26 protein-coding genes and 1 tRNA gene are annotated in these 26,851 nt (G+C 43.1%); 13 read left to right on the top strand and 14 right to left on the bottom strand.

Translation table 11 applies throughout. The annotated features are described in order from the left end of the window. Window positions 1-6: 6 nt before the first annotated feature. From QGN29_RS13610 to queC, 3 genes are read right to left on the bottom strand one after another with little or no spacing between them, the layout of a single operon-like run. Window positions 7-906 carry a sulfite exporter TauE/SafE family protein gene (locus QGN29_RS13610; RefSeq protein ID WP_310798419.1) on the bottom strand — a complete coding sequence of 300 codons (900 nt, stop codon included), beginning with the start codon at window positions 904-906 and terminating at the stop codon, window positions 7-9. Beyond that, a complete protein-coding gene (queE, locus tag QGN29_RS13605) occupies window positions 907-1,545 on the bottom strand; it encodes a 7-carboxy-7-deazaguanine synthase (protein WP_310798418.1) in 639 nt (212 codons plus the stop codon). Further along, window positions 1,545-2,246, bottom strand: coding sequence for a 7-cyano-7-deazaguanine synthase QueC (gene queC / locus QGN29_RS13600; protein ID WP_310798417.1), 702 nt, complete (start codon window positions 2,244-2,246; stop codon window positions 1,545-1,547). Before queC ends, queE begins: the two co-directional genes overlap by 1 nt. A gap of 80 nt (window positions 2,247-2,326) precedes the next feature. Between queC and QGN29_RS13595 the strand changes: the two genes are divergently transcribed. Continuing rightward, window positions 2,327-2,635 (top strand): DUF1905 domain-containing protein, encoded by a 309-nt coding sequence (locus tag QGN29_RS13595; protein ID WP_310798416.1) that lies wholly within the window; start codon window positions 2,327-2,329, stop codon window positions 2,633-2,635. Window positions 2,636-2,705: 70 nt separating this feature from the next. Here QGN29_RS13595 and QGN29_RS13590 read toward each other — a convergent pair whose 3' ends face one another. Continuing rightward, window positions 2,706-3,959, bottom strand: coding sequence for a dicarboxylate/amino acid:cation symporter (locus QGN29_RS13590; RefSeq protein WP_310798415.1), 1,254 nt, complete (start codon window positions 3,957-3,959; stop codon window positions 2,706-2,708). Window positions 3,960-4,175: 216 nt separating this feature from the next. Here QGN29_RS13590 and QGN29_RS13585 point away from each other — a divergent pair, with 216 nt between their 5' ends. Then, window positions 4,176-4,658: a hypothetical protein gene (locus tag QGN29_RS13585; RefSeq protein WP_310798414.1), complete on the top strand. Its 483-nt coding sequence runs from the start codon at window positions 4,176-4,178 to the stop codon at window positions 4,656-4,658. A 66-nt stretch (window positions 4,659-4,724) separates the two neighbouring features. On the opposite strand, the gene QGN29_RS13580 is transcribed toward QGN29_RS13585, so the two are convergent. Continuing rightward, window positions 4,725-5,861: an OmpA family protein gene (locus QGN29_RS13580; RefSeq protein WP_310798413.1), complete on the bottom strand. Its 1,137-nt coding sequence runs from the start codon at window positions 5,859-5,861 to the stop codon at window positions 4,725-4,727. Between the two features lie 300 nt (window positions 5,862-6,161). Between QGN29_RS13580 and QGN29_RS13575 the strand changes: the two genes are divergently transcribed. Continuing rightward, complete coding sequence (locus tag QGN29_RS13575) at window positions 6,162-7,715, top strand: leucyl aminopeptidase (protein WP_310798412.1); 1,554 nt, start codon at window positions 6,162-6,164, stop codon at window positions 7,713-7,715. Between the two features lie 62 nt (window positions 7,716-7,777). On the opposite strand, the gene QGN29_RS13570 is transcribed toward QGN29_RS13575, so the two are convergent. The 5 genes from QGN29_RS13570 to flbT form a co-directional block, all read right to left on the bottom strand. Beyond that, the gene (locus QGN29_RS13570; protein ID WP_310798411.1) at window positions 7,778-8,464 is read right to left on the bottom strand and encodes a CPBP family intramembrane glutamic endopeptidase; all 687 of its coding nucleotides are present in this window, start codon (window positions 8,462-8,464) and stop codon (window positions 7,778-7,780) included. 151 nt (window positions 8,465-8,615) lie between these two features. Then, window positions 8,616-8,691: transfer RNA gene (locus QGN29_RS13565), tRNA-Asn, on the bottom strand. 262 nt (window positions 8,692-8,953) lie between these two features. Further along, window positions 8,954-9,781, bottom strand: coding sequence for a flagellin (locus tag QGN29_RS13560; protein WP_310798410.1), 828 nt, complete (start codon window positions 9,779-9,781; stop codon window positions 8,954-8,956). A gap of 281 nt (window positions 9,782-10,062) precedes the next feature. Next, window positions 10,063-10,536 (bottom strand): flagellar biosynthesis regulator FlaF, encoded by a 474-nt coding sequence (gene flaF / locus QGN29_RS13555; protein ID WP_310798409.1) that lies wholly within the window; start codon window positions 10,534-10,536, stop codon window positions 10,063-10,065. Between the two features lie 10 nt (window positions 10,537-10,546). Further along, window positions 10,547-10,942, bottom strand: coding sequence for a flagellar biosynthesis repressor FlbT (flbT, locus tag QGN29_RS13550; protein WP_310798408.1), 396 nt, complete (start codon window positions 10,940-10,942; stop codon window positions 10,547-10,549). Window positions 10,943-11,166: 224 nt separating this feature from the next. Here flbT and QGN29_RS13545 point away from each other — a divergent pair, with 224 nt between their 5' ends. From QGN29_RS13545 to QGN29_RS13520, 6 genes are all read left to right on the top strand, one after another. After that, complete coding sequence (locus tag QGN29_RS13545) at window positions 11,167-12,879, top strand: tetratricopeptide repeat protein (protein WP_310798407.1); 1,713 nt, start codon at window positions 11,167-11,169, stop codon at window positions 12,877-12,879. A gap of 70 nt (window positions 12,880-12,949) precedes the next feature. Further along, window positions 12,950-13,660 (top strand): acylneuraminate cytidylyltransferase family protein, encoded by a 711-nt coding sequence (locus QGN29_RS13540; RefSeq protein WP_310798406.1) that lies wholly within the window; start codon window positions 12,950-12,952, stop codon window positions 13,658-13,660. Beyond that, window positions 13,653-14,690 carry an N-acetylneuraminate synthase family protein gene (locus tag QGN29_RS13535; RefSeq protein ID WP_310798405.1) on the top strand — a complete coding sequence of 346 codons (1,038 nt, stop codon included), beginning with the start codon at window positions 13,653-13,655 and terminating at the stop codon, window positions 14,688-14,690. Before QGN29_RS13540 ends, QGN29_RS13535 begins: the two co-directional genes overlap by 8 nt. Window positions 14,691-14,700: 10 nt before the next feature. Then, window positions 14,701-15,864, top strand: coding sequence for a UDP-N-acetylglucosamine 2-epimerase (gene neuC, locus QGN29_RS13530; RefSeq protein WP_310798404.1), 1,164 nt, complete (start codon window positions 14,701-14,703; stop codon window positions 15,862-15,864). Window positions 15,865-15,977: 113 nt separating this feature from the next. After that, window positions 15,978-17,396 carry a magnesium transporter gene (gene mgtE / locus QGN29_RS13525; RefSeq protein ID WP_310798403.1) on the top strand — a complete coding sequence of 473 codons (1,419 nt, stop codon included), beginning with the start codon at window positions 15,978-15,980 and terminating at the stop codon, window positions 17,394-17,396. Between the two features lie 104 nt (window positions 17,397-17,500). Continuing rightward, the gene (locus QGN29_RS13520) at window positions 17,501-18,295 is read left to right on the top strand and encodes a hypothetical protein (protein WP_310798402.1); all 795 of its coding nucleotides are present in this window, start codon (window positions 17,501-17,503) and stop codon (window positions 18,293-18,295) included. Window positions 18,296-18,315: 20 nt separating this feature from the next. Here the strand turns inward: QGN29_RS13520 and panC are convergent, their stop codons facing one another. After that, complete coding sequence (gene panC, locus QGN29_RS13515) at window positions 18,316-19,167, bottom strand: pantoate--beta-alanine ligase (protein ID WP_310798401.1); 852 nt, start codon at window positions 19,165-19,167, stop codon at window positions 18,316-18,318. Between the two features lie 9 nt (window positions 19,168-19,176). Then, entirely contained in the window at window positions 19,177-20,139 is a 963-nt protein-coding gene (locus QGN29_RS13510) for a glucosaminidase domain-containing protein (RefSeq protein WP_310798400.1), read from the bottom strand. A 154-nt stretch (window positions 20,140-20,293) separates the two neighbouring features. On the opposite strand from QGN29_RS13510, the gene QGN29_RS13505 reads away from it, so the two are divergent. The 4 genes from QGN29_RS13505 to clpA all read left to right on the top strand — a co-directional run bounded on the left by QGN29_RS13505 (window position 20,294) and on the right by clpA (window position 24,539). Next, window positions 20,294-21,142 (top strand): division plane positioning ATPase MipZ, encoded by an 849-nt coding sequence (locus QGN29_RS13505; protein WP_310798399.1) that lies wholly within the window; start codon window positions 20,294-20,296, stop codon window positions 21,140-21,142. Further along, window positions 21,139-21,588: a DnaJ domain-containing protein gene (locus QGN29_RS13500; RefSeq protein WP_310798398.1), complete on the top strand. Its 450-nt coding sequence runs from the start codon at window positions 21,139-21,141 to the stop codon at window positions 21,586-21,588. The genes QGN29_RS13505 and QGN29_RS13500 overlap by 4 nt, the downstream gene beginning before the upstream one ends. Before the next feature lie 152 nt (window positions 21,589-21,740). Further along, window positions 21,741-22,073 (top strand): ATP-dependent Clp protease adapter ClpS, encoded by a 333-nt coding sequence (clpS, locus tag QGN29_RS13495; protein ID WP_310798397.1) that lies wholly within the window; start codon window positions 21,741-21,743, stop codon window positions 22,071-22,073. A gap of 93 nt (window positions 22,074-22,166) precedes the next feature. After that, on the top strand, window positions 22,167-24,539 hold the full coding sequence (gene clpA, locus QGN29_RS13490; protein WP_310798396.1) for an ATP-dependent Clp protease ATP-binding subunit ClpA: 2,373 nt from the start codon (window positions 22,167-22,169) through the stop codon (window positions 24,537-24,539). 52 nt (window positions 24,540-24,591) lie between these two features. Here the strand turns inward: clpA and msrB are convergent, their stop codons facing one another. Both msrB and sppA read right to left on the bottom strand, forming a co-directional pair. Then, window positions 24,592-24,990 carry a peptide-methionine (R)-S-oxide reductase MsrB gene (msrB, locus tag QGN29_RS13485; protein ID WP_310798395.1) on the bottom strand — a complete coding sequence of 133 codons (399 nt, stop codon included), beginning with the start codon at window positions 24,988-24,990 and terminating at the stop codon, window positions 24,592-24,594. After that, complete coding sequence (sppA, locus tag QGN29_RS13480; protein ID WP_310798394.1) at window positions 24,987-26,816, bottom strand: signal peptide peptidase SppA; 1,830 nt, start codon at window positions 26,814-26,816, stop codon at window positions 24,987-24,989. Before sppA ends, msrB begins: the two co-directional genes overlap by 4 nt. Between the last annotated feature and the right edge of the window lie 35 nt (window positions 26,817-26,851).

The raw sequence follows: 26,851 nt of genomic DNA, 5'->3' as shown, positions 1-26,851 counted from the left end.
GAACTGTTATCTAAAAAGAAGAAAGCTGCTCGATCCTATGATCCATAGGGCGGCAAATATTTTAAGCCGTTTATTGCCAAGCCAATAAGCAAAGGCTCTAGCAAAATAGCCCCCTAATATTGCACCAGGAATTACCACAGTTAATAAATCCCACGGAAGATCTGTATTCATCAGATGCCAAGGTAAACCGATCAGGATTGTAAGAGACGATAAAATCACGGCAGTGGCAGCGCAGGTCACTAGGGGGTAATTTCGAATAAAGAGGTAGAGGGCCACAAGCTCTCCAACACCAACTGAGAAAAGCGCCGTAGCGATCCCTCCTGTTATGCCTGCGATCGCAAGTATTTGATAATCGACAGCATGAAGATGGTCACGCCGGTCGTTGTCAGCTGAATTGACCCAGGTGGCCATAAGAAGCTTAAGCCCAAGTGCAATAGAGAAGCCTTTGAAGAGGAAGAGTAGAAAATCTTTGTCAAAGACAAGTGCGTATTGTGTAAGTAACAGACTTGGTGCTGCAAAAAGTAAGACCCAACCTATGATTTTCCAGAAATCTTTCTCAGCCACACCAGTAACAGGTTCTTTGTTCGAATAGGCTTTATAAAGCCATCGAGAGGAACCAACAGTCATACCAAAAGATTGGATAACGAAACTCATACCAATAATTTGCGCTGCAGTGATCGCAAGCCCCGTATCTCTTATAAATTCAAAGGCGGGTAAAAAGACAACACCTCCGCCCATTCCTGTGGAGTTTGCAATGGTGGCTGCAAAGACTCCCACCAAAAAGAGATACCCCCTTGAGACAAGTGTTTCGATGGAGTGAGGCGACTGTATGGCAATAGAAATATATCCTACGGCGAGCATGCAGAGGATCAAGACGATGGCTTTTCTTATGAAGGCGGCCTTCACTTACCTGATACCTGTGATTTTATGAGTTTGAAGGCTGAGACGCCACTGAGGGTGACGGTGTATATAGTCAATTGTCGCTTGAATATTATGGGCTTGGTTTAAATCGTCTTTGGGTTGCAAGAAGAAGTGATCAAACTTAAAATCTAAGAAGTCTTCTGGTGTGTTTTCCTCCTGCGGAAAGACCAGTTTAAGCTCATGACCTGATGTTTGGACTATCTCGCTATTTGCTTTCGGGCTCACACACAGCCAATCGATGCCTTCAGGGGCTTTGATTGTCCCATTTGTTTCTACTGCGATTTCAAACCCTTTTTCATGTAGGCATTCTATGAGGTTTTTATCAAGTTGAAGCAGAGGTTCTCCACCGGTGCAGACAACCAGTTTCGTCCCAGAACTAGTTTGCGGCCAATAGCCGTCGATCGCCTCAGCCATAGCTTCTGCTGATTTAAACTTTCCTCCGCCTAAGCCGTCCACGCCAACAAAATCAGTATCACAAAATTGGCAAACAGCAGACGCTCGATCCTTTTCTAAGCCAGACCACAGGTTACAGCCAGAAAACCTACAAAAGACAGCGGCACGTCCAGCGTTGGCGCCTTCCCCCTGCAGGGTATAAAAAATCTCTTTCGCAGAATATGTTTTCATTAATCGCCAGTCTCACGATAGCGTGTAGGATCAACGACACCCGCTTCATCAAACCCTTTTTTACGCAAATAACAGCTATCACAGTGCCCACAGGCTGCCCCAGATGGGTCTGGATCATAGCAACTAATTGTCAGGCTATAATCAACACCAAGTTCTATGCCTGCTTTAATAATCTCTGCCTTTGTTAAATTGAGTAGGGGGGTCCTGATGGACATTTTATCATCTTCGGTAACGCCTGCCTTCGTGGCCAGATTTGCCATCGCCTGAAAGGCTGCAATATATTCTGGTCTGCAATCTGGATAACCAGAATAATCAAGTGCATTTACCCCTATCCAGATGTCTTTGCAACCAATCACTTCTGCATATGCAAGCGCGAAAGATAAAAATATGGTGTTCCGTGCTGGCACATATGTCACAGGAATATCACTATCCATCGTGTCTTCATCACGATCCTTAGGCACGTCAATATTATCTGTGAGTGCGCTGCCACCAAAAGTTCGCAAGTCAACATTCGCAGTGCGTCTCTCTATAAGACCCAGTTGATCTTTCACTCGACTGGCTGCTGTTAACTCGACACTATGACGCTGGCCGTAACTAAAGGACAGGGCATAGACATCATAACCTTCTGCTTTTGCAATTGCAGCGACGGTGGCGCTGTCTAAACCGCCAGACAGCAGGACAATGGCTTTTTTATTAGACATAGTTTACCTCTTGATATTATCGTCGATGCTATAGCAAAAGTGGGATATCTTGAACAGCCCTATTTGTGGAAGGATAGAATATGTTTGACCTTGAGTTTACCTTTACAGCGCGCATATGGCTTTGGACAGCAGAAAAGGCCAGTTGGCATTTTGTTACCCTGCCTAAAGAAAATGCAGATCAAGTCAAAATGTTTCAACCTAGTAGAAGAGGCTTTGGATCCGTTAAAGTGGACGTGCAGATTGGGGAGACCCAGTGGTCAACATCGATATTTCCCTCAAAAGAGACTGACAGTTATATTCTTCCCATCAAAGCGGCTGTTAGAAAAAGTGAAAAGCTAGGGCTGGATGAAAGTGTAGACCTAACTATTCGCCTCGCCTCGAATCTCTAAAGAAGGATCTCTTTTAAGAGTTGTGCAAAGAAAAAGCCGAGGCATACTCGGCTTTTTATCACTGTTTATGTTAGACTTTTGGGTCGTCCCTAAAGACATCCTCGTCAATTTCATCTTCCCATTTAGCAACCGCCGTCGCAACGGAAAGATCTCCGGTGACATTCACAACAGTTCTGCACATATCCAGAGGCCGATCAAAAGCGAAGAGGAAGCCAACGATGATGGCTGTTTGTTCCCCAGAAACGCCGATAACACTCAAGACAGCAGTTAAAAGGAAAAGACTGGCCGAAGGCACTGCAGCTGTCCCAATAGACACAAGAGTTGTCGAGGCTGCTATTAACAAATAATCTATCAAGGAGAGATCAATGCCGAGTGCTTGTGCGGCAAAGATTGCAACAGCCCCGACATAAATCCCCGTGCCGTCCATATTAATTGTAGAGCCTAACGGCAATACAGACGATGCAACTGGCGCTTTAATACCAAGGTTATCTTCCGCTGTTGCCATAGTGACTGGCAAAGTAGCAGAGCTTGAGGATGTTGAAAAAGCCACGAGCTGAGGCTCGATGATATCTTTGAAGAAACGAACAGGTGGCAAGCCCAGCAAAAATTTCATGATGATCCCGTGCGTAACAAGCACATGGATGATACAGCCACCAACGACAGTGACAACAAGCGGCACGACATCAAGTAAAGCACTGGCGCCTTGTGTTCCCGCTGTTGTTGCGATAAGGGCAAAAACCCCAAACGGTGCCATTTCCATAACCATATGGGTCATCTTGAGCATCACTTCTGAGCCAGCTTCAATCACATTCGCAACAGGTTTGCCGTCTTCTTTTGTCATCATCAATGCTGCACCGAACATCACCCCGAAGAAAATGATTTGCAGCATTTTAGCGTCAACCATAGCCTTCACAGGATTTTTAGGAATGAGCATTTCTATGAAACCATCTAAGGTCATTGCTTGACGAACAAGCGCTTTGCTCTCAGTCCCAGCTGCAGCAAGGTCAACTCCAACACCAGGTTGAATGAGTGTGGCAAGGACAAGCCCTATGACAATGGCGACTGCGGTCGTGCCCATGTAAAGCATAATTGTCTTAATGCCAATTGACCCTAAACGTTTTGGGTCGCCCATGGCAATTACACCAGAAACAAGTGTTAAGAAGACAAGGGGAACGATGACCATGCGAATAAGCCGGATGAACATATCACCAAGCCAACTAATGGCTGTGGCTCCTTCGCCCCAAAGGCTGCCTGCGATAACGCCGAGTATTAGAGCAAGTAATACTCTTTTCCATAATGCTGTATCAAACCATGCTTTAAGCATGAAACCCTCCCATAGATTTTTTTGACTGGGACACACCCTAAAGGAAAGCGGGATAAAAGGAAAGAGTGTAATGGATTCAGAGAAGGAAATTAGAATTTTATCTAGATTTTAATATATTGTAATTAAAGCATTTTTATACATTTTACCAATTCATTTACTTCCTCAAAATGGACCGCAAAATAGCCATGAAAATTAGTGAGTGTTCAGGAGGCTATCATGGAAAATACTAGAGCTATTTTGTTTCTTTTCTCAGGAATTATAAGCATTTCAACTGGTGCACTGGCTCAGTGTATTACTGAGACCGAAATGAAGGCCGACCAGAAAAGGTTTATACAAACTCAAATGATGGTTGCTGCGTTACAGTGTCGGAGAGGTTATGGGGGCGTATTGCCACAGATCTATAATGATTTTGTAAAAAATAATAGACTAGAACTGCAGGAAAGCGAGCGGATATTATCCACTTACCTCCAACGCGATGAGAAGTTATCCGTGACAGCATATCTGACATCCATTGCAAATAAAGTCTCGCTTGAGAGTGTGCGGCAATCAGACTTTTGCGGAAAAATGAAAGTTGCTGGCGAAATGGCTCTTTCTATGAAGGACCCCTTACCTGTGATCACGGTTTTGCCAGTGCATTATAAAATTCCGAAACAGCTCTGTGAACAACCTGCACACGCTATGCTGTTCGGCCAAAAGTAACAATCATAAAAAAAGACCAGAGCAATAACTCTGGCCTTTTAATGAGTAAGAGTAATAAAGTAATTATTATCTCTTCAATGTAATCTCCACACGGCGGTTTTGAGCTTCCCGAACATTATCGCCTGTATTGACTAACAGGTCTGCTTCGCCTTTGGCATCTATTTCTATATCATTCGATTGAATACCCATCTCGACAAGAGCAGCTTGGACGGCGCGAACTCTTTTTAAGGCGAGGCGATTATTGTATGCATTGCTGCCTCGTGAATCTGTATGGCCGGTTGTTTTGATCGAAACAAATTCATATTTTTCGAAAGCCAACTTTGCTTCTCTTAAAATAGCAGCAGCAGTTTCTGTAATGGTTGCCTGATCAAAATCAAAGAATACAATAAACTCTTTCGTCGCTGGAAGGGCAGGTTTGGGCAAAGGCTTTGCTGCAACAGGCTTGGTTACAACTTTTTCTACAACAGGCTTTGGCTCAGGCGCTGGCGTCGGAGCAACAACAGGCTCTGCAACTGTTTTCTTTGTCTTCATGCCAAAGTTATAAGTTAAGCCAGCCATTAAATAATGGTTTGTCGCTTTTGCTAGAAAACTCGTATTATTAGAACTGACTTGATCGGATGAATTTGTTTTATGATATCGATAGCCGACAAACATATCGACTGAGTCTGACAGGTCATAATTTACTTTAGCAAGCATTTGGTATGCTGTCGTCCAGTCAGCGCTGTCAGCAAATATCCCAGCAGATGTGCCAAGAGTATTTAAGTTTGTTTTCGCAACACCAAAACCTGCGCCCACGTCAAAAGATAAAGACCCACTTTCCGCCAGTTCATACCAAACATTCACCATCAACGCATTTGTGGTAGCATCGCCTGTGATTGTGTTGTTCCCAACCGCAAGGCCATTAAACGCAGCAGCAATAGCAGGGCCCTTTAGGCGAATTAAGTCTGTACCGTGACTAATATGAAAATATTCAAGTTCTGCTTTAATTTTGTTGAAGCGCTGTCCGGCAAAAACACTGAAATCTAAACCATTATCTGATTCTGTATAGCTGAGCTTTTCGCCGCCGGTAAGGCCGTAGTGGTTTGTATTGTCGAGAAGCCAGTTAATGCTTCCACCTACATAAAAATTTTCTTTATCATCCGCAAGAACGACAGGGCTCACAAGACATGAAGCTGTGAGCAGGCTAATGAATGTACGACGCATAGGATATCCCCTTAGTCTTTCGTCTAGAAATTTACAAATATTTTAAAAAGCCTTTTCTCCTGCAAAATACTGGTATTCTGCAAGGTACAGGCTTTTTGAATTGAATAGAGCTTTAGACCAAAATGTGTCAAATACAAGAAGAATTTTAGCCAAATTCATGATCTTTGGAGAAAATTTTTAGTTTCATACTATCTTTCATCAATATGCGAAAATCTCTCCCATAACGATATGAATTATTCTTAACTTGTATTTGCTAGTCATAAGAATATTTTATGAGTATGAAAACAATTGGAGGTCTTTATGAGGGTCGTTAAATTTTTACTTATTGCTGTCTTTGCTATTTTCATCTTTGAAAATGGAGGGCAAGCACAAACCAAAATAGTCTTTGAGGACAAAATAAGCTCTCAAACCTCACTTGTACTCGGCGTATACGAAAATAGAGTTTTAGGAAAGTTTGGTAAAATTATCGACCGTAAATCCCGTGGTTCTTTGTCTTATGCAATTCAAGTGAGTGGTTTTAATGGGGAGGCTATGGAAACCCTTCTTATCCCTGCGCCCAAAGGTTCGGGAGTTGAACAAATTCTTTTAATGGGGCTTGGGAGTGTAAAGAAAAAACACTCAGATTTAAGATATCAACATATAGGCGGGAATGCGGTTCAGAAGGCTATAAAGTCCTTTGGGGTTGATATTGAAATCGCTACAGATTTACCAGTAGAGTCTGTGGCTCAATTTGCTTTGGGTGTAAAATTGGGCAGTTACTATTTTGATCGATATTTCACAGAAGAGGATCGAAATTTATCACAAGAAAAAGTGACAATTATCTCCTCTCAGGATGAAGAGGCTCAGGCTTTTTACAACACAGAAATAGATCCTGTCGCCAACGGTATTTGGTTGGCACGTGATATCTCTAATGAGCCAGCAAATGTGATTTATCCACAGTCTTTTGTTGATCGATGGACAGAATATTTTGATGGGCTTGAGAACATCAGTATCAAAGTGATTGATGAAAAAGAAATGCTCGAGAAACAAATGGGCGCCATCTACGGGGTAGGGCAGGGCAGTCACCGACCACCACGGATGATGATTGTTGAGTATGCCGGGGGCAAAAAAGGAAGCAAACCTGTTGTTATCGCAGGTAAAGGCATCACTTTTGATACTGGCGGTCTTAGCCTGAAAAATCCTCCAAATATGTGGAATATGAAATTTGACATGTCAGGGGCAGCCAGCACCATGGGCACGCTTTATGCGCTTGCTGCCCGCGGAGCAGAAGTGAATGTTGTTGGGATTGCTGCGCTCGCAGAAAATATGCCGAGTGGTAAAGCGCAGCGTCCTGGAGATGTCGTAAAATCGATGTCAGGTAAAACCATTCAAATTAGATCCACTGATGCTGAAGGGCGTCTTGTGCTAGCCGATGGCCTTTATTATGCGGATACGGTTTATGATCCTGTGGTCCTTATTAATCTAGCAACTCTTACTGGGTCTGCCCGTCGTGCGCTGGGGGGTGATTATGCTGCTCTTTTCTCGCGGCATGATTCACTGGCTCATCAACTATTGAAGCTAAGCAAGACCAGTGGAGACGGGCTGTGGCGGCTCCCCTTGAATGACAATCATTTTAGGGCGATTCAGAATAATGTTGCTGATGTAATGAACTCAGGTCCGACAGCACCAGGTGCGAGTGCTGGGGCAGCTTTTCTAGGTACTTTTGTTCGCGAAACAACACCGTGGGCTCATCTTGATATTGCCGGGATCGCCTATGCAGATAAAGCGACGCCCACAAAGGCTTCACCTGGATCAAGAGGATATGGCATTAGGTTGTTAAATGCTTTCATTAAGACTTACCACGAGGGACAATAAGAGCATTGGGCCTTTCTCCGAAACAAAGTAAGGCCCAATCGCTGTCAGTCTATAGTCCTGCCTTAGTCCTCGATGTCTAAAGTTCTGAGTAAAAAGCCCAATGTATTGATACATCCATGAGCGATGATAAGTGGCCACATATCGAAACGGCCTCGTCGAATATAATAAAACCCAAGGCTCAGACCGATTAGCCCCGTGGTGAGGGCGCCGTTTAAGCCTTGGTAGTAATAATGACGATAGCCAAAAAAGATCGCTGCGATAAGAACGGCAACAGGGGCAGCCCATTTGCCAAGCGGAAGAGATAGTTCTAGTCGATTAATAAGGAAAGCTCGGAATAGTAATTCTTCAAAGAAGGCCGAATGAGTCCAAATAAGGAAAAAATAAAAGGCAAACTTTCCCCACTCCCCTGCAAGGTTACCAAAACGATTTTCTCTAGAGAGTTTTTCGAAGAAAAGATCTGCGATGGACCCTCCAATTGCAGAAGTGCCAATTATTAAGGCGATCACGGCTACCGTCCACTTGAGTGTTGTCGGCCAACTTTCGGGTAATTTGAACCCGAGGGTTGCCCATGTATGCCCGCGGCGGTAAAGACAAAATGTTGCAACAATCATGGCGCTCAAGGTAGAAACTGGACCCGCCCAAACGATTGAGTAAGGCAAGAGGCTCTGTTTAATAAGGACAAGAACGCAAACCACTGAAGCTAAATCTATCAGCGATTGTTTTATTGTTATTGAGGTCTGAGTTGTCATCATTTGTCTCCTTCACATCCTTTCTAAATCAAACGATGTGAAATAAGTGTGAACTAAAGTATGAGGAGAGGGGGGGGCGTCTTAAGATCGATTTCATGACTGAGCAAAAGAAAAAGGCCCTAGCTCGTTAAAGCTAAGGCCTTTACTTTATTGGCTCCGCCTGCTGGGCTCGAACCAGCGACCCAATGATTAACAGTCATTTGCTCTACCAACTGAGCTAAGGCGGATCAGTGCAGCGCGTTGCGCCGTGTGAGAGGGTTTATAGCGAATATTTTTTTCCCATCAAGCCCTTTTTTCAATTTTTTTAAAAAAAACTGATAAGTCTATGTTTTCTGCAGCTTTTGACGGGCATTCTCATGATGTTTTAGAATGGTTATAAAGCGCTTTTTAGGCCTTGATGTTAAGATTCGGATACCTTGCTCTTTAGGCAGGTCTATAAAAAAAGAAGGGCCCAAGGGCCCTTCGAACTTTTTGAAGATTGAGAACCGATTAACGGAAGAGTGACAAGACTGTTCCTGGAGCCTGGTTTGCAATAGATAGAGCCTGAAGACCCAACTGCTGCTTCACCTGCAATGACTGCAAGTTCGCAGAGGTCTTAGCCATATCAGCATCCACAAGGTTACCGATACCAACTTCGATCGCATCAGAGAGCTTGGTTGTGAAATCTTTCTGTAGAGACAGACGGTTTGAACCCGCACCCAATTTAGAAAGGGCTGTGTTCACATCTGTAATAGAAGATTCAAGCTTGGTTACAGCTGAAGACGCTTTTGTCTGAGTAGAAATTGTGTCAGTTGCAGCGATATTTACTTTAGAGCCGGCAAGAGAGAAATCCTCTGCAGCAATTGTAATAGCAGATGAGCCTGTGTCATCTGTAATCGCAACGATCTCGTCACCACCATTTTTCACGGCGTTTGTACCGTTAAATTCAGCGTTACTAACAATCGATGTAATCTGATCACGTAGCTGAGTAAAGTCATCGTTCAAAGATGCACGGCTTGTACTGTCCAGACCAGTGTCTTTCGCAGATACAGCTTTCTCTTTCATTTCAATCAGTAGGTCAGATACTGCTTCACCAGCAGCAATCGCAACGTCAATTGTAGAAAGAGCACGGTCAAGTGATCCTTGTACAGCGCCAAGGCCAGCAACGTCACTACGCAATTTCTGAGCGATAGCGAAGATAGCAGCATTGTCTTTCGAAGATGACACTTTTTGACCAGTATTAATCTGTGTCTGTGTCATTTCTAGCTTTTTATTTGTACCGGAAAGGTTTTGAAGGGCCGCGAACGCGCCCGCATTGGTGTTTACTGAAAAACCCATAATATATCTCCATTCTGAGATTAGTGTTTACTTCTAAAACGAATGAGCATTTTGCTCATAAGGCACTTTTTGCCTCAGCTAGACATTTGCATTGATTGTGCCAGTTTTAACATAATGTAGGGCAATAAATCGTAATGCACTGTTTATAAAGAAGAAAATAGGGAGGTTGGACAAGGTGGGGGTGCTGGGTAAGTGGTAAAGTGCGCCGTTCTCTAGTGCCGAGTAGGTAAATTATGCCGTTAATGGGGAAAATATTGCCTCATAAGGGTATATATTGCCTATTAAATACTAGTGGACTTGAAAGTAGGCGGTTGTGCGCTAGCTGTTTGGTTCTGGGACTGTGGGCTTTGAGATGTTTGGTAGCCAGAGTTGGTTGGTGTTGCGGCCTTGGTAGGTTTACTGTTCTGGATTTGAAGTTGCAAGCCTTCCATGATGGTTTTATTGATGGCGATTAGATCTGTAATACTCTCGCTGCCACGCGCTACGTGAGAAGAATGTTTAGAAACCCATATGGCAAGGGAGATAATACTGGCTCTCAATTCTTTAGGGAGATTGTTGCCTTCTGTACCGCAATCAGAAGAAAGGGTAGACCACATTCTTCTGTTCCAATCTAGAGCTTTAACAAATTCAGGGTCATAGCGTTCTTTTTCTTCAACAGAAATAAGGGCTCTCGTCACTGTTGCAAATAGTCTATATTCAACTTCAGCATGGGTCTCTGTACTTTGCTGAGCTTTCTGATAGGCATTATATGACATGTTACGCTTCCTATGTTGACCCGTTCAATCTCTCCGTCTCGAACTTCATCAACTTTTTACAATTTATCAATGCTTTGTAGTAATTTCTATCCATTACTTCTCGGCTTATTGATACACACAACTCAATCGCGGATGGAGTGGTAATAGCGCTCATAAATTCTGTCATTCTGAGAACAAACTCATCATAATATTTATTTGTTGCGCTGTTATCCATATACATCAGCATAACCGGGAAATAGATCCGACGTGCTGGTGTAGAGACTTCATCCTCTTGCATGATATCTTTTTCACGCAAGATTGACGCTTTATTATGGACAATCAAAGTTGCCCGCCTTTCTCCATTTGCAACAACCGCGCCATTTATGACTAATTTTTCATCTGGCTTTAAAGAAAGTTTCAAGGCCATAGACAAGACTCCCCGTATTTTAATAGCTTTTTCTAGCTAAATGCTTGTTTTTTATAGTGTAGCATAAAATAATTTTGATAAAAGCAATAAATGGAACCATAATAAGTTCAGCCTTTGATTAATATGGCAAGCCTTTTGCAGATAGAAGTGCAGAGACCATCGTCCCTATAAAATAATTTAGGATGGGGCGTTTGACTAATGCAACCTGCACAAGGGAGCCCAAAATGCCAGATACAAGTAAGCCTATGACTGAAATTGATTTAAATAATTTGTCAAAAAAAGAGATGAAAGCTTTAAAAAAGCGGTTCTCTAAAGCTAAGAACGCCCTGATTGCTTATGAGCAGGATGATTATAAAAAGTCTCTTAGTTTATTCATGGATGTTTGGGACTTGGATCCTACAAATACAGAATATTTGACCTATATAGCGGATTGTCTTGTAAAGTTGGGAATTCGCAATGTTGCGTTCGAAGTGATAGAGCGATGTTTGCAGGTGAATAAGCCAGATTCTGATCTCTTCATGGTGCTAGGTCGTTTAGCTATGGACATGCAGATGCATGATATGTCTGTAAAATTACATCGCTTAGGCATTGAATATGCGCCGCATAATGTCTTATTTTATAATAACTTGGCTACCTCTCTTGGGGATTTGGAGAAATTTGATGACTCAATTGCCTTTTTGCAAGAAGTGATTCAAATGTTTCCAGACTCTGCGTTACTTTGGAATACGTTAGCTATTCAGGTCCAATATAGAGATGGCTACGATAAATCTATGGTTTTCTTAAGAGAGGCTGCACGGCTCGATCCTTCTCTCAGCATGATTTGGAGCAATATGTCAATCGCCACTGATGATGTTCAAGAGGCCATAGACTGTGCCAAAAAAGCTGTAGAATTAGAAGCTTCTAATATTGAACCTTATATCGGTTTGGCGCATCTGCTTTTGGACCAAGGATATCTAGAAGAAGGATGGAAATATTATTCATACCGGAATTCAAATATCCGAAAGGCCACTAAAAATCAATCGATGATCTATACGCATAACCTTCCTGAGTGGAAGGGTGAGGATTTAGCCGGAAAAACAATTCTTGTTTGCGCAGAACAAGGGATTGGTGATGAGATTTTATACGGTGCGACAGTAAAGCAATTGATTGAACAGGCAGAGAAAGTCTATGTAGGGGTGGAACGCAGGCTTGTTAGCCTTTTCCAGAGAGCTTTTCCTGACGCGACCATCGTCAGCTATGGAACGAAAAAACATTTAGGATTTATTTATAGGGGTTTTCCTGAAATTGATAAACTGATGAAATCTGGAGAAATCAAGATTGATTGTTATACACCCATAGCGGAACCTGCTCGGTATATGTGGAATAATTTAGAGACGATGCCTGTTTATAAAGGCGGCTACTTACGCGCAGCAGAATCTGAAATTGAAAAATGGAAGGAACGACTTGCTGAATTGCCTGGCAAAATCAATGTTGGAATTGCATGGCGTTCTGGGAATATGTCAGCCTCCCGTAAAGTCAGTTATGCTGTTGAGGAAGATTACTTACCTATATTAAGCGTTGAGGGGGTTAATTTCATCAACCTTCAATACGGTGATGTCTCTGAAGAACTGCAAAGATTAGAAGAAAAATCAGGTGCCACCATTCATGTTTGGGACGATTTCGATATTAAAGCCGATATTGAAACGAATTATGCCATTGCGGCTAATTTAGATCTGATCATTTCCCCCGGCATTACGCCCGGTATAATAGGAGCGACAGCAGGTACACGGACTTGGATGTTTGCAAAACGGATGAATTATACGCGCCTTGGCTGCGATGATAGAATACCCATGTTTCCGAACGCCCGACCAGACGTTGTTCCCTTTTATGATGAGTGGAATAAATTATTCCAACAATATAGGGAGGAACTTCAAGAGATGGTGAAAGCAGCTTCCTAGAAATAAGCTTGCCTCTGAGGGTGTTTTATCCTTATTGTACTATAAGTTAGAGAGGATTTAGGGGCAGACTGTGAGTGAAGATCTAAAACCGATATGGGCAATCATTCCTGCAAGAGGGGGATCCAAGGGTATCCCTAAAAAGAATATTGTCGATTTAAATGGCATGCCGCTTATTGCCTATTCGATTTTGGCAGCACGCAAAAGCGGTCTCGTTGATCGCGTTATTGTCACCAGCGATGATGATGAAATTCTAGAAGTAGCGCGTGGTTACGGGGCGGAATGTTATAAACGTCCTGCAGAACTGGCTCAAGATGAGACAACCACAGCAGATAGTTTAAGTCATTTATTTCTCTATCAACTGGATCTTCCTGAGAAGGTTCAAGGACTATTGTTGCAACCTACGAGCCCCTTTCGAACAGAAGATCATATCCTGAGGGCTTTGCAAAAAAGTCAAGCCCATGATGAAGCGCCGATTGTGAGCGTCACAGAGCCATCGGAACATCCAATGAAAGCTTTTGAAATCTCGGAAAATGGTACCCTGCATGGTTTTTGGAGCGATCAGGCGCCTTACACACCTCGCCAGAAGCTCCCTAAACTTTATATGCCGAATGGCGCGATCTATATCTTTGATGTAGAGCTGTTCATGAAGGAAAGACACTTTCCAAGAACAGGGGTTATACCCTATGTAATGAGTGTGAAAGATAGTCTTGATATAGATACTCCGGATGACCTGGAACTTGCACAGATATTGATGAAGAAACGGAAACTAAAAGATGGCTGAATTTTTTATAGGTAATCGTAAAATTGGTCCAGCTGAACCTCCATTGGTTATAGCGGAGATTGGCATTAATCACGGCGGTGATCTAGAGACAGCTAAACAAATGGTTAAGGCTGCTGCTGATGCAGGCGCAGAAATAATAAAGCACCAGACCCACATTGTTGAAGATGAGATGAGTGGCCACGCAAAAGCAGTGATTCCGGGCAATGCTGATATTTCTATCTATGAAATCATGGATGATTGTGCCTTAACTCCAGAAAATGAAAAAGCACTGAAAGACTATACAGAAAGCCTTGGCGTTATCTTTATTAGTACACCCTTTTCAAGAGCGGCTGCAGACTTCTTGGAAACATTAGATGTTGCAGCCTATAAAATTGGCTCAGGCGAATGTAATAATTATCCTCTTGTGAAGCATGTGGCAGGATTTGGAAAGCCAATCATTCTGTCCACTGGTATGAATGATATCAGCTCAATTCGCCCTAGCGTTGAGATTATGCGAGATGCAGGGGTGCCTTTTGCCTTGTTGCATTGTACAAATATCTATCCTACCCCTCCTGAACTCGTGCGCTTAGGAGGGGTACAAGAGTTGAAAGAAGCTTTTCCTGATGCTGTGGTTGGTTTATCTGATCACACAGTAGGAAACTATGCTTGTTTAGGAGCTGTGGCTGTCGGCGCCGACATTTTAGAGCGTCACTTTACAGATACTATGGAAAGAGAAGGCCCCGATATTGTTTGTTCCATGGATCCTGAGGCAATGTCTGATTTAATTGAAGGCGCCTCAGTGCTCCAAAAAGCACGAGGAGGACAAAAGGGTTTAGTCCAAGAAGAAATTGTGACTGCAGATTTTGCTTTTGCCTCGGTTGTAACGATTAAGCCTATTCAGGCTGGAGAAGTTCTTACAATGGAAAATATTTGGGTGAAGCGTCCAGGGACAGGTGAATTTAAAGCGGATGATTTTGAAGGGTTGCTGGGACAAAAGGTGACAGCTAACATTCCTGCCGATCATCAACTCAGAGCCCAAGACGTTCAGTAGAGGAAGAATAATGACAGAAGCTAACATCCTTGAGGAAGGTAAAAAGCGTGTCGTCTTTTTAACCGGAACACGTGCTGATTTTGGTAAGCTAAAGTCGCTTATTTCTATACTGCAGCAGAGCGAAGACTATGAAGTCCACCTTTTTGTGACGGGCATGCATATGTTACAAAAATATGGGTATACCTGTTCTGAGGTTGAAAAGTCAGGATTTAGAAATCTCTTTAAATATATCAATCAAAATGAATACGACAGTATGGATGCCATCTTAGGGAAGACCATCAGTGGCTTATCTGATTATGTTAAAGAAATTCAGCCGGATATGATCATTGTTCACGGGGATCGCTTAGAAGCCTTGGCTGGCGCGGCTGTTGGAGCCTTGTCAAATGTACGTGTCGGTCACATTGAAGGCGGTGAAATATCTGGAACTATTGATGAAACCTTGCGCCATGCTGTCACAAAATTGTCCGGATATCATTTTGTTGCTAATGCCAAAGCAAAATTAAGGTTAATGCAACTCGGCGAAGAAGAAACAGCAGTCCATGTGATTGGATCTCCGGATATGGATATTATGAGATCTGATGCGCTCCCTTCTCTTGAAGAGGTGAAGCAAAGATATGACATTACTTTTCAGGAATATGGTATCCTGCTTTATCACCCTGTAACGACAGAAACGTCAGGGCGATATGCCAAGGCCATGGAATTGGTCTCCGCCCTTAAGGAGAGTGGTAAAAATTATATTGTGATCTATCCAAATAATGACTTAGGGGCTGACCGAATTCTAGAAGCATATAAAGAATTTGAGGGTCACGATCAGTTTAAAATTTTTCCGTCAATGCGTTTTGAATATTTCTTGTCTTTGATGAAGCAAGCCTCCTTTATGGTCGGAAATAGTTCAAGTGGCGTAATGGAAGCCCCTTATTTTGGTGTGCCAGCGATCGATATAGGATCCCGGCAGTCAAATCGGGCTCAGCCAAAGACTTTACTTAAATCTCAGAGCGATAAAGCATCAATTATGAAGGCAATTACTCAAGCACTTGAGATGCCAAGAGAAGCAGAATCGCTCTTTGGAGAAGGGGGCAGTGATCAGAAGTTTAAAGCTGTTCTCGATAGTGAATCTTTATGGCATCGGCCTGTGCAAAAGCAATTTGTAGATTTAATTAACAGCAGTTTGTAATAAAAATCATAGATTTAATCTATTTTATGGTAATCCTATAAAAGAAGTTTCCCTTGAGCGAGGCTTAGTGATAAGGAACAAATTAACAGAGAGTAGTGACGAAAGGGAAGGGCATGACAGAGTCAAATTTTACGCATGAAGACAGTCGCGCCGATGAGCTTTCTCATGCTGAAGTGTATATTGAACTTCATCAGGATAAAGACTTCATTGATGAGCTTGTCGCTCATATCGAGAGTGATAGTCCTGATAACGTCTTCAACTTCCTAGAGCCCTATAATGCAGCAGATGTTGCTGACCTTATGGAGGTTCTTTCCTATAAAGAGCGTCGAGATCTAATCCGCCTTTTGGGTGAAAAGCTTGATCCCGAAGTGCTGTCAGAAATTGAAGGATCAGCTCAGGATGATCTTTACGATCAGCTCTCCAATGAACAAATCGCAGACGCTGTCACTGACATGGAAATTGATGACGCCGTTTACGTGATTGAAGAGCTTGATGAGGAAGATCGATCAGAAGTATTGAGCGCTTTACCTCACGATGATCGTGAGGCTATTAAAGAAAGCTTAAGTTATCCTGAGGACTCTGCCGGTCGTATGATGCAAAAGGATTTGGTTGCGTTACCAGAGTTTTGGAGTGTGGGCCAGGCCATTGATCTTCTGCGGGATCAAAGCAGCGATTTACCTGAGGACTTTTATGATGTCTTTGTAGTTTCTCCCATCCATCATCCAGTAGGTAAAGTGTCTTTAGCTAAGATAATGAGGGCGCGTCGCAGTACTAAAATCCAAAGTATTATGGAGCAAGACCCGCCAACAGTGAATGTGATGGCTGATCAGGAAGAAGTGGCGTATCGCTTTACAAAATATCACCTCATATCTGCTGCCGTGACGGATGAAAATAATCGCCTTGTAGGCATGATCACTGTCGATGATGTTGTGGATGTCATCGAGGAGGAGGCCGAAGAAGACATTCTTGCTCTTGCTGGGGTCGGTGAGGAATCTATGGGAGATAGTGTTTTTTCTATCTCGAAAGACAGATTTAAATGGCTTTTTGTTAATTTGTTGACCGCTATTCTCGCATCACTGGTCATCGGTCTCTATGAGCAAACCATAGAAAAATTAGTGGCTCTTGCTGTGCTCATGCCCATTGTAGCCAGTATGGGGGGCAATGCGGCAACTCAAACAATGACAGTGACCGTCCGCGCACTTGCGACCAAAGAAATCAGTCCTGCAAATGCCAGTCGCTCCGTTTGGAAAGAGTTTAAAGTCGCCATGATTAACGGGATATTCCTATCATTGATTTCTGGGGGGGTTGCTGTTTTATGGTTTGGAAACCCTCTGCTTGGAAGTGTGTTTGCAGCGGCCATGATTTTTAACCTGATGTGTGCAGGGTTGTGTGGAATTTTAATTCCTCTCTCCATTGATAAACTTGGACAGGACCCAGCAATTGCTTCCAGTGTCTTTGTGACCACAATCACAGATGTAATTGGGTTCTTTGCTTTTCTTGGCTTAGCGACAGTCGTTCTCCCACCGCTATAGTTTATAAAATCTTCACGATTTGCGAAAAAATCCCCGCAATTCTTTGCAATCAAATTTTTTATTTATATAGTGAGTAGGCAAGAATAGAGGCTCAGGAAACATACATGGCAGTAGAACCAGTATTAATCGTGCATGATAATCAGATGGTTGGCGAAAATTTGCTCTTTTTGGCGCAAAAAATGGCGCTGATGCCAATGGTAGCGCATGATTTATATACGGCACTCGCTTACATTGATAAATACCCAATGATGATGGTTGTTGCCTGCGATGAATTTGGTGAAGAGCCACACACGGCTGCAGAACTCTTTCATGAAATGCATGCTCGCGGCCTTGATAATGTGGTTAAAATCCAAGTGGGAGGATGTGAAGATAAACACGCCCTTCTTACATCTGTAGAGGCTGGTATGGACGATGTCATTCCTTATGATATGGTCGATGCGACCTTTTCCTCTCGTCTTGCTATTTGGATTGCTTCAGAGTTTAAAGGCCTCCCCCCTGACTTGCGAAGAAGGGCGCTTTTTTGTTTAAGGGCAGAACAAGAAAATATTCGTGCCTTAGATGATCGTATTGCCTTAAATACGGTCTTGATGCGCGATGTACTGCTGCAGATCCAAAATGAACTGGAAGGCATGCCAGAAACCTTTGGCTTGACGTATATCGAACGAATGATTTATGTGGCTCGTGCGTCTCTGTTACTCATAAAAGGTGGCTATGAGTTTGAACATTTTTTCAGATTTCCAGATTTAATGTATGTGATTACGCAAGGGATTGATGTTATTTGGCGCGATGAAGTGCCAGTTCTTTTCAGCAGCTTTAACGACTTGGCTCTTGATGCCAGATTCGGCATGGCTGGTGGCCAGCCGATTGCAGCATATGATTATACTAATTTTAAAGTCTAAAATATAAGCCCGACTAAGGCCTAAACGGGCATATTATCGAGTAATCTTACGCGCCCTAGTCTTGCGACAGCCAAGAGGCGTGCAGTGTTTATGTCAGTGACACTATCAAGTTGCTTTAAACTGGTAGGATCGACGATGGTGATATAATCAATGCTTTCAAAGCCAATATCTAAGAGGGATTGCCGGGCAATTCTTTCTGCTTCTCTAAGAGGAGTGCCTGTGTGAATCAGGGTGACGCATTCTTTTAAGACTTGATTAAGATGAGCCGCAATTGCCCTTTCTTTCTCAGAGAGGTAAGCATTCCTACTGCTGGCGGCCAATCCGTCCTTTTCTCTGATCAAGGGAGCCCCTAGAATTGTCACAGGAAGATCAAGGTCTTTGGTGACTTGTTTGATGACGGCGAGTTGTTGATAGTCCTTTTCCCCAAAGACAGCCACGTTACATCGGCTCATGAGTAAAAGTTTGGTTACAACTGTAGCAACCCCATCAAAATGCCCAGGCCGTTTTGCTCCTTCTAATATTTCAGTGATGCCGGATAGGCTGACTGTCGTGGAAAAACCATCTGGGTATATTTCTGACGCATCAGGGATAAATACCAAATCACAGGCCGTTCGAGACAAGGCCTCTAAATCTTGTTTTTCCTGACGAGGATAGCTGTCTAAATCTTCGCCTGCTCCGAATTGAGTAGGATTGACAAAGATGGTCGCAATAATTTTGTCCACAGAGTGAGCAATATAATCCACCAAGGAAAGATGGCCGTGATGCAGGGCTCCCATAGTAGGGACTAATCCCACTTTTTGGCCAGCGCGATGCCAGCGCTGCACATGAGTTTGTAGCTCTTTTTTTGTTCTAACAATTTTCGGAGTGCTCATGGGAAATATCTATTCAATTGATGCCATTTTAATGTCAGAATTTTCTAATCGTGCAAGATCATATTTTGTGAACTTATTATATGAGATGATATTCAAGAGGTCCGTGACATATCTTTCTCCTTTTTCAGAATATTTTTCCAAAGCAGGTGCTAAGCCTGGGCCTGTAATCGGCAAGCTATGTTTTTTCAATTCAATACGACGATCTCTAAGCCCCTGATAGGCATTGTGTCTATTTAAATTGGTCATATATGATATAACACTGTCCAGTAGGAAATCAAAGGCTCTGATACGGTGAGTCATGCCGTCTGGACGATTTGCGGGGACAACGCCCTTATCTTTTGCATTCCATGTCCACTGCCCGAATAACGCTTGATAATTCTGCGAGAAATAACTTGTACCCCAACCACTTTCAATCGCAGCTTGAGCTAAGGCAAGAGAGGGAGGAATAATGTCCATTTTGATAAAAAGACTCTCAATATGAAGATGTGTAATGTCTTTTGTTGGTTTGTATTTAACGCGGTATTTTTTAAAGAGGGGCGTGATCCATCTAATTTCTCTTTTGCTCAATTTTCCACCTTTATGAAGCTTTTTATCCATAGCAATTAGCTTCATTCGGTCCTCGACTATAAGCTCATTTGCCCGCAAAATAAGAGGGAGCATGGTCTTGACAAACAAGTCTTTTTTTACGCGCACGTTGGGTTCGTTTTTTAAACTCTTTGGCAAGGTTGATAAAAAGGAACGTGGGATTACCAATTTACCTTTGTGAATATCTTCTAGCTTGTAATGCAATTGACTATTCACACTAGCACTGTCTTCGGCGGGCAATTGGTGTGATAGATAATTAGGCTCATCCCCTTTAATGGCGGTCATTCGGGCATTAGACAGAAGCCACAAAGACAGGACCGCCGGTACAGAGAGGCTTAGGATAAGATAAAAGGAAATAAGTCCTGTTGTCGCACTTGATTGTTTCATTGGCCCAGATATTTCTTAATTTTCCTACTATATGGCGAATTAAATCAATGTTTCAATAATTATGTGGTTGTCATGTGCTTTCTGAATATGGCAAAAGCAAGATCTATTCGGTTTATTTGATTTAGCCATCAGGCTGTTTATCAGGAGTATCATAGTGTCTCGACCTTATTTAATAGTTTTGGGTAACGAAAAAGGTGGATCAGGAAAATCTACAACAGCTTTGCATATTGTGACGGCTTTGCTGCATGAAGGCTATCGAGTTGGTACAATTGACCTGGATGGTCGCCAACAAACGCTTACTCGCTATATTGAAAATAGACGCAGTTTCTGCAAGCAAAAGGGTGTTGATCTTGCCATGCCGATCGAACGCGTAGTAGCGCGGTCTGATAAACGGCATAAAGATGACAGCGAACAAGAAGAAAAAGAGCGTTTTGAGATGACTTATTCAGAAATGGCTGACCATGTGGACATCATTATTGTAGATTGCCCAGGCGCTGATACGTTTTTAGCAAGAATGGCGCATACAGCAGCAGATACGCTCATTACCCCAGTGAATGACAGCTTTGTCGATGTTGACTTGTTAGCAAAAGTGGATCCAAAGACAATGAAAGTTGCCGGCCCTAGTTTTTATGCGGAAATGGTCTGGAAAGCGCGTCAACGTCGTATGAGTGCTGATGGATCTAAAATTGATTGGGTTGTGCTGCGAAACAGGCTCTCTTCCCTTAGGGCAAAAAATATGGAAAATGTAGAAAATGTTCTTGGCGATTTGAGGCAGCGTATAGGCTTTAGATTTGTTCCAGGACTCGGCGAACGAGTAATTTATAGAGAGCTCTTTCTGAATGGTTTAACGCTTCTGGATCTTAAAACTGAAGGGGTTATGGACGGAAAAGGTCTGACAATGTCGCATGTGGCAGCTCGACAGGAATTGAGAACACTCATCGATGCTTTAAATTTACCTTTTAGGAAAGACGTACCAGTTAAAGAAAGTGATGGTTCTGAATGATTTGGTTGGTGGCAGGGTTAGTATTTGCGCTTGTAATTTATGTTATTTTGCAGTGGCTTGCACGCGCAGAAACAACATCGATCACTAAAGGAATGAAGTCGCTAGGGTTGACGGTGCTTATCCTTTTGAGTGGCCTGAGCCTTCTTGCAGTCTTAACAGGACGAGCTGGCTTTATCCCTGTCTTTCTGTTTTTAGGAGGAATGGCTGTGAAACTTTCACGTTTACCAACAGTTCTTGGAGCAACTGGTTTTTCTTCTCAGCATAAGAGGGGCTCTATGTCGCGTAAGGAGGCCCTTGAGGTGCTTGGACTTGATGAAACAGCGACCGAAAAAGACATCAAGGCAGCCTATAAAAAACTCATAAGCCAGAACCATCCAGATAAAGGAGGGAGCGACTGGCTTGCAGCCAAACTCAATGAAGCTAAGAAAATACTAATTGATGAATAGCATCCTCGTGCAGTTGGAAATCACTCAAATGATCTTCAGACTTCAGGTTCCACCTTTAATTCACTTTGCTTTACTTTATATAAATAATGAAAAATATGTTTAAATCTTCTTAGATATGGGTAAACTAAGTTTAAGGAATGTTGGAGTTATGCATGGCAGAATATGATAATGACGATGGCAATGATGGGAATGACGGCACAGGCGTTTTAACGCGTCCTGAAGCCAAGACGAAAAAACCATCAATGTATAAAGTCTTGATGCTTAATGATGATTATACTCCAATGGAGTTTGTTATTGAGGTTTTACAATCTTTTTTCCGCATGACATCAGAGCAGGCGACAGAAGTCATGCTTCATGTTCATCATAAAGGAGTTGGTATCTGCGGTATCTTTCCTCTCGACATTGCGGAAACTAAAGTGTCTCAAGTCATGTCCTATGCAAGGCAAAATCAGCATCCTTTGCAATGTACTCTTGAAAAAGAATAAGACTGCCCAATATCAAATATATGGCCTGATTTATGCAAAGACAGTCATCAAAGGTATGGATTGAGTTAAAAGTAAATTATTAAGGATTGAAAATTGGCAAGCTTTTCACCGCATTTAGAACAAACATTACATCGCGCTCTTGATTATGCGAATGAACGACATCATGAATTCGCGACACTTGAACATCTTCTTTTGTCTTTGTTAGATGATCCTGATGCTATTGATGTTTTCAAAGCCTGTGAAGTTTCCGTGGAAGCGCTCAGAAAGCGTCTGATTGAGTTTTTAGACAGTGACCTTGAAAGTTTAGTGCTTGATGCAGATGATATGGAAGCAAGCCCTACTGCTGGTTTTCAACGGGTAGTGCAACGTGCAATTCTTCATGTGCAGTCCTCAGGACGAGATCTGATGACAGGCGCTAATTTATTGATCGCCATCTTCGCTGAACGAGAAAGCCACGCTGTTTATTTTCTTCAGGAACAGGACATGAGCCGTCTGGATGCTGTCAGTTTTATGTCTCACGGGATCTCTAAATCAGGGGAAGGGGAAGCCCGTCCTCCACAAGGGGCAGAGGACGATGAATTTATCAACGAAGAGCAAAACACATCTGGCAAAGACAGTGGTAAAGAGAGTGCTCTCGCTAAATATGCCGTTGATTTAAACCAAAAAGCAAAAGAGGGTAAGATTGACCCCTTAATAGGCCGGACCAGTGAGCTCGAACGTGTGGTTCAGATTTTATGTCGTCGCTCAAAGAATAATCCTCTTCTTGTCGGTGATCCTGGCGTTGGTAAAACTGCTATTGCTGAGGGATTGGCACTTCGTATCGTTGAAGGAGACGTACCGGAAGTCTTAAATGAGGCCGTCATATACTCTCTGGATATGGGCACAATCTTAGCGGGGACACGATACCGCGGTGATTTTGAAGAGCGAATGAAGGCGATCGTTAAAGAAATAGAGGCCATTGACAATGCTGTGCTCTTTATTGATGAAATACATACCGTCGTTGGCGCTGGTGCCACAAGTGGCGGTGCAATGGACGCTTCTAATTTGTTAAAACCATCCTTATCAAGTGGTGCTTTGCGCTGCATGGGCTCGACAACGTATAAAGAGTATCGCAGCCATTTTGAAAAGGATCGTGCTCTCTTGCGCCGCTTCCAAAAAATTGATGTGAATGAGCCATCTGTAAATGATGCCATTAAAATATTAATGGGCTTAAAGCCAAAATTTGAAGAACATCATAGTATTCGATATACAGCGGACGCGATTAAAACAGCTGTTGAATTGTCAGAACGCTATATTGGAGATCGGAAACTGCCTGATAGTGCGATCGATGTGATTGATGAAACTGGGGCTGCACAAATGCTTTTGCCTCAATCCCGTAGAAAGAAGACGGTTAGCACAAAAGATATTGAAGCAGTTGTTGCTAAAATTGCACGCATACCTCCGAAAAATGTGACCAGAGATGAAGCCCGTGTCATGGAAACGATTCAAGATGATTTGAAGCGGGTAGTTTACGGCCAAGATGCGGCCATTGAAACACTGACAGCCGCGATTAAATTATCAAGGGCTGGCCTAAGAGAGCCAAACAAACCTATCGGCTCATATCTATTTTCTGGTCCTACAGGTGTTGGGAAAACAGAAGTGGCCCGTCAACTCTCAACCCTTTTGGGTGTTGAGTTGCATCGCTTTGATATGTCTGAATATATGGAACGTCATAGTGTTTCTCGTTTGATTGGCGCCCCTCCTGGTTACGTTGGTTTTGATCAGGGCGGTTTATTGACCGATGCTATTGATCAAACGCCGCATGCCGTTCTTTTACTGGATGAAATTGAAAAAGCGCATCCTGACCTATTTAACATCCTGCTACAGGTGATGGATAATGGCAGTTTGACTGACCATAACGGGAAGAAGATTGATTTCCGAAATGTGATCTTGATCATGACAACCAATGCTGGCGCTGCAGATATGGCTAAATCAGCTATAGGTTTTGGCCGTGAGACCAATGATGGGGCCGATGAGGAAGCCATCAAAAAGATGTTCACCCCAGAATTTAGAAACCGCCTTGATGCAACAGTGGCCTTTGATTATTTACCTCCGGAAATTGTTGAACGCGTTGTTGAGAAGTTTGTTCTTCAACTTGAGATGCAGCTGGCGGACCGGGGTGTTGAATTTGCCTTGACTGAAGCAGCTAAGGCATGGCTCGCCAAAAAAGGATATGACAAATTGTATGGGGCACGTCCTCTTAGTCGTGTGATCCAAGATCACATTAAAAAACCGCTTGCGGATGAATTGCTCTTTGGAAAATTGAAAAAAGGCGGAGAAGTGACAATCGGTATGAAAGAGGGTGAACTCACGTTTGAAATTATTCCTCATGCCCCTAAACCGAAATTAGTAGCCGCTGAGAAACGCAAGTTGATCGAGGATAAGGGCGAAGACGGCAATGATAAAGAAGTAGAGCCTGTCCATTAGCGAACAGGTCAATTTTCAGAAGGCGGTCCAGATAATTTGTGACCGCCTTTTTTTATGTTTCTTGTAAATTTAAACTGGCACTATTTATACAATAGCGAAGGCCGGTAGGAGGCGGGCCGTCTGGAAAGACATGGCCAAGATGGCTTTCACAGCGTCCGCAGACAACTTCTATTCGTACCATTCCATGAGAGACATCCCGTGTTTCTTTTACGGCATTTTCACTGATCGGTTCATAATAACTTGGCCATCCTGAGCCGCTATCATATTTGGTTTTACTATCAAATAAATTTTGTCCGCACCCGACGCATTCATATATACCAGGGGTTTTCGTGTCCCAGTATCGACCTGTGAAGGCACGCTCAGTGCCCCCACATCGGGCGATTTCATATTCAGCAGGGTTTAGCTTCTCCCGCCATTCTTCATCAGATTTCGGAATTTTTTCCTCACTCATTCTTGGACTCCACACCCAGTGCATAAGATATACCGTCCTTGGGGATCGTTAAAGAGGGACAAGAATTCAAATTCCTTTTTAAATGCTTTAAGGACTTTTTGTGCAGGATTTATCTTCGGCGCATTGGTATCAGAATTTCTGCGAAGAAGCTGCTTGAGCATTTCATCAAATTCGTCAGGCGCATCTTTTACGATATAACTGTTATAATTTTCAATATCTGCGAGCTTCGCCGCTGCATTGATAGCATCGTCTAGGGTGCCAAGTTTATCGACTAGCCCATTTTCTAGAGCTTGGCGACCAGTCCATACGCGTCCTTGAGCGATTTCATGAACAGTTTCCTTCGTCATGTTTCGCCCCCTCGCCACAAGGTCAAGGAATTCGTCGTAACCATTCTGTATATTAGCAGAAATGACAGAACTGTAAGCTTCGTTGAGAGGGTCTGCTATGCCCATGCCCTTCATCCATTTGCTGGTTCCCACACTATCACTGCTAATACCTATTTCAGAAGTGACTTTTTCAAATGTTGGGATCATTCCAAAGATACCAATGGACCCTGTAATTGTCGTGGGACTCGCCCAAATTTCATCGGCCTCAGCGCTGATCCAATACCCACCAGAAGCTGCCACAGGTCCCATAGACACAACCACAGGAATGCCCTGAGCTTGGGCGGCAACAAGTTCTTGTCTGATAATCTCTGAAGCATAAGCAGACCCACCTGGGCTATTGACCCTTAGGACAATGGCTTTCGTGTTTTCATCTTTTCTGAGGCGTCGAATGTCACGGGCAACAGTCTCTGCTGCGACAACAGTAACGTTGCCATATCCACCAACAATATTGCCTTGAGCGATCAACACTGGAATTTCATTACTTGAAGAGGAACTGTTCCAATCTTTTGTCGCTCTCAGGTAATTTTGCATGCTAATTTGTTTGAAGGTATCGCCTGATTGACCATGTTTATCCGCCAAGACATTACGATAATCTACACGAGAAGCTAATGTGTCGACCAAGCGTGTCTTAAGTGCATATTCAGCAAAATTCCCTTTCACGGTTTTAAACTCTTCGGGGAATTGGTCCAGATGCTGTTGAAGTGCTGCTTTGTCCATGCCGCGGGCTTCAGATATGACGCTTAGATAATCGTTCCAGAGGCCGTTGAAAAGAAACTCATAAGAAGCCCGTGCTTCATCACTCATACTGGTGCGTTCATAGGGCTCAATCGCACTCTTATAGTCGCCAACATGAAAGATATTCACTGTGACGCCTACTTTATCAAGCATGCCTTTAAAGTATGTTAGATTTGCATTGTAGCCAGTGAGCAGAGCGCTACCAGCCTTGTTCATAAAGATTTGATCTGCTTGGCTTGCTATTAAATAGTCGCCTTGAGAATAGCTGGATGAAATAGCATAAACCGGTTTATCTGTTGTCTTAAAATCCTTAAGCGCATCGACAATGTCATGGAGATGAGCAATGCCAGCCCCGCCCATACTATCCGTATATAGAGCAATAGCCCCGATACGTTTATCATTCTTAGCATTGTGAATGGCTTTGAGGATATCATGAATTGACGTTTCAACTGGCGCATTCGAAAATTCTGTTAAAGCGATATCAAAGGGGGACACTTCTTGTTTGAGTTCAACAATATTTCCTCTTGGATTAAGGAGTAGGACGGCGCCTTTGGGAACACTCACCCCTGCCTTGAGCTCAGAAGATCTCTGAGAGCCAGCGAGAGCAAAAACTAACAGGAGAAGAACAAGAGTGCCCAAGGCGAACGTGCCTGTTCCTTGTATGAATTTGCCAATAGCTTTTATGATTTCCCAAATACCCTTCATGAGTGCCTCGCTTTGTAAATATGATGCCTCTTGTT

This window comes from Temperatibacter marinus (assembly GCF_031598375.1).
Lineage (GTDB): Bacteria > Pseudomonadota > Alphaproteobacteria > Sphingomonadales > Kordiimonadaceae > Temperatibacter > Temperatibacter marinus.
The sequence above is the reverse complement of the archived record's forward strand: the minus strand, read 5'-3'. Positions and strand labels throughout refer to the sequence as shown.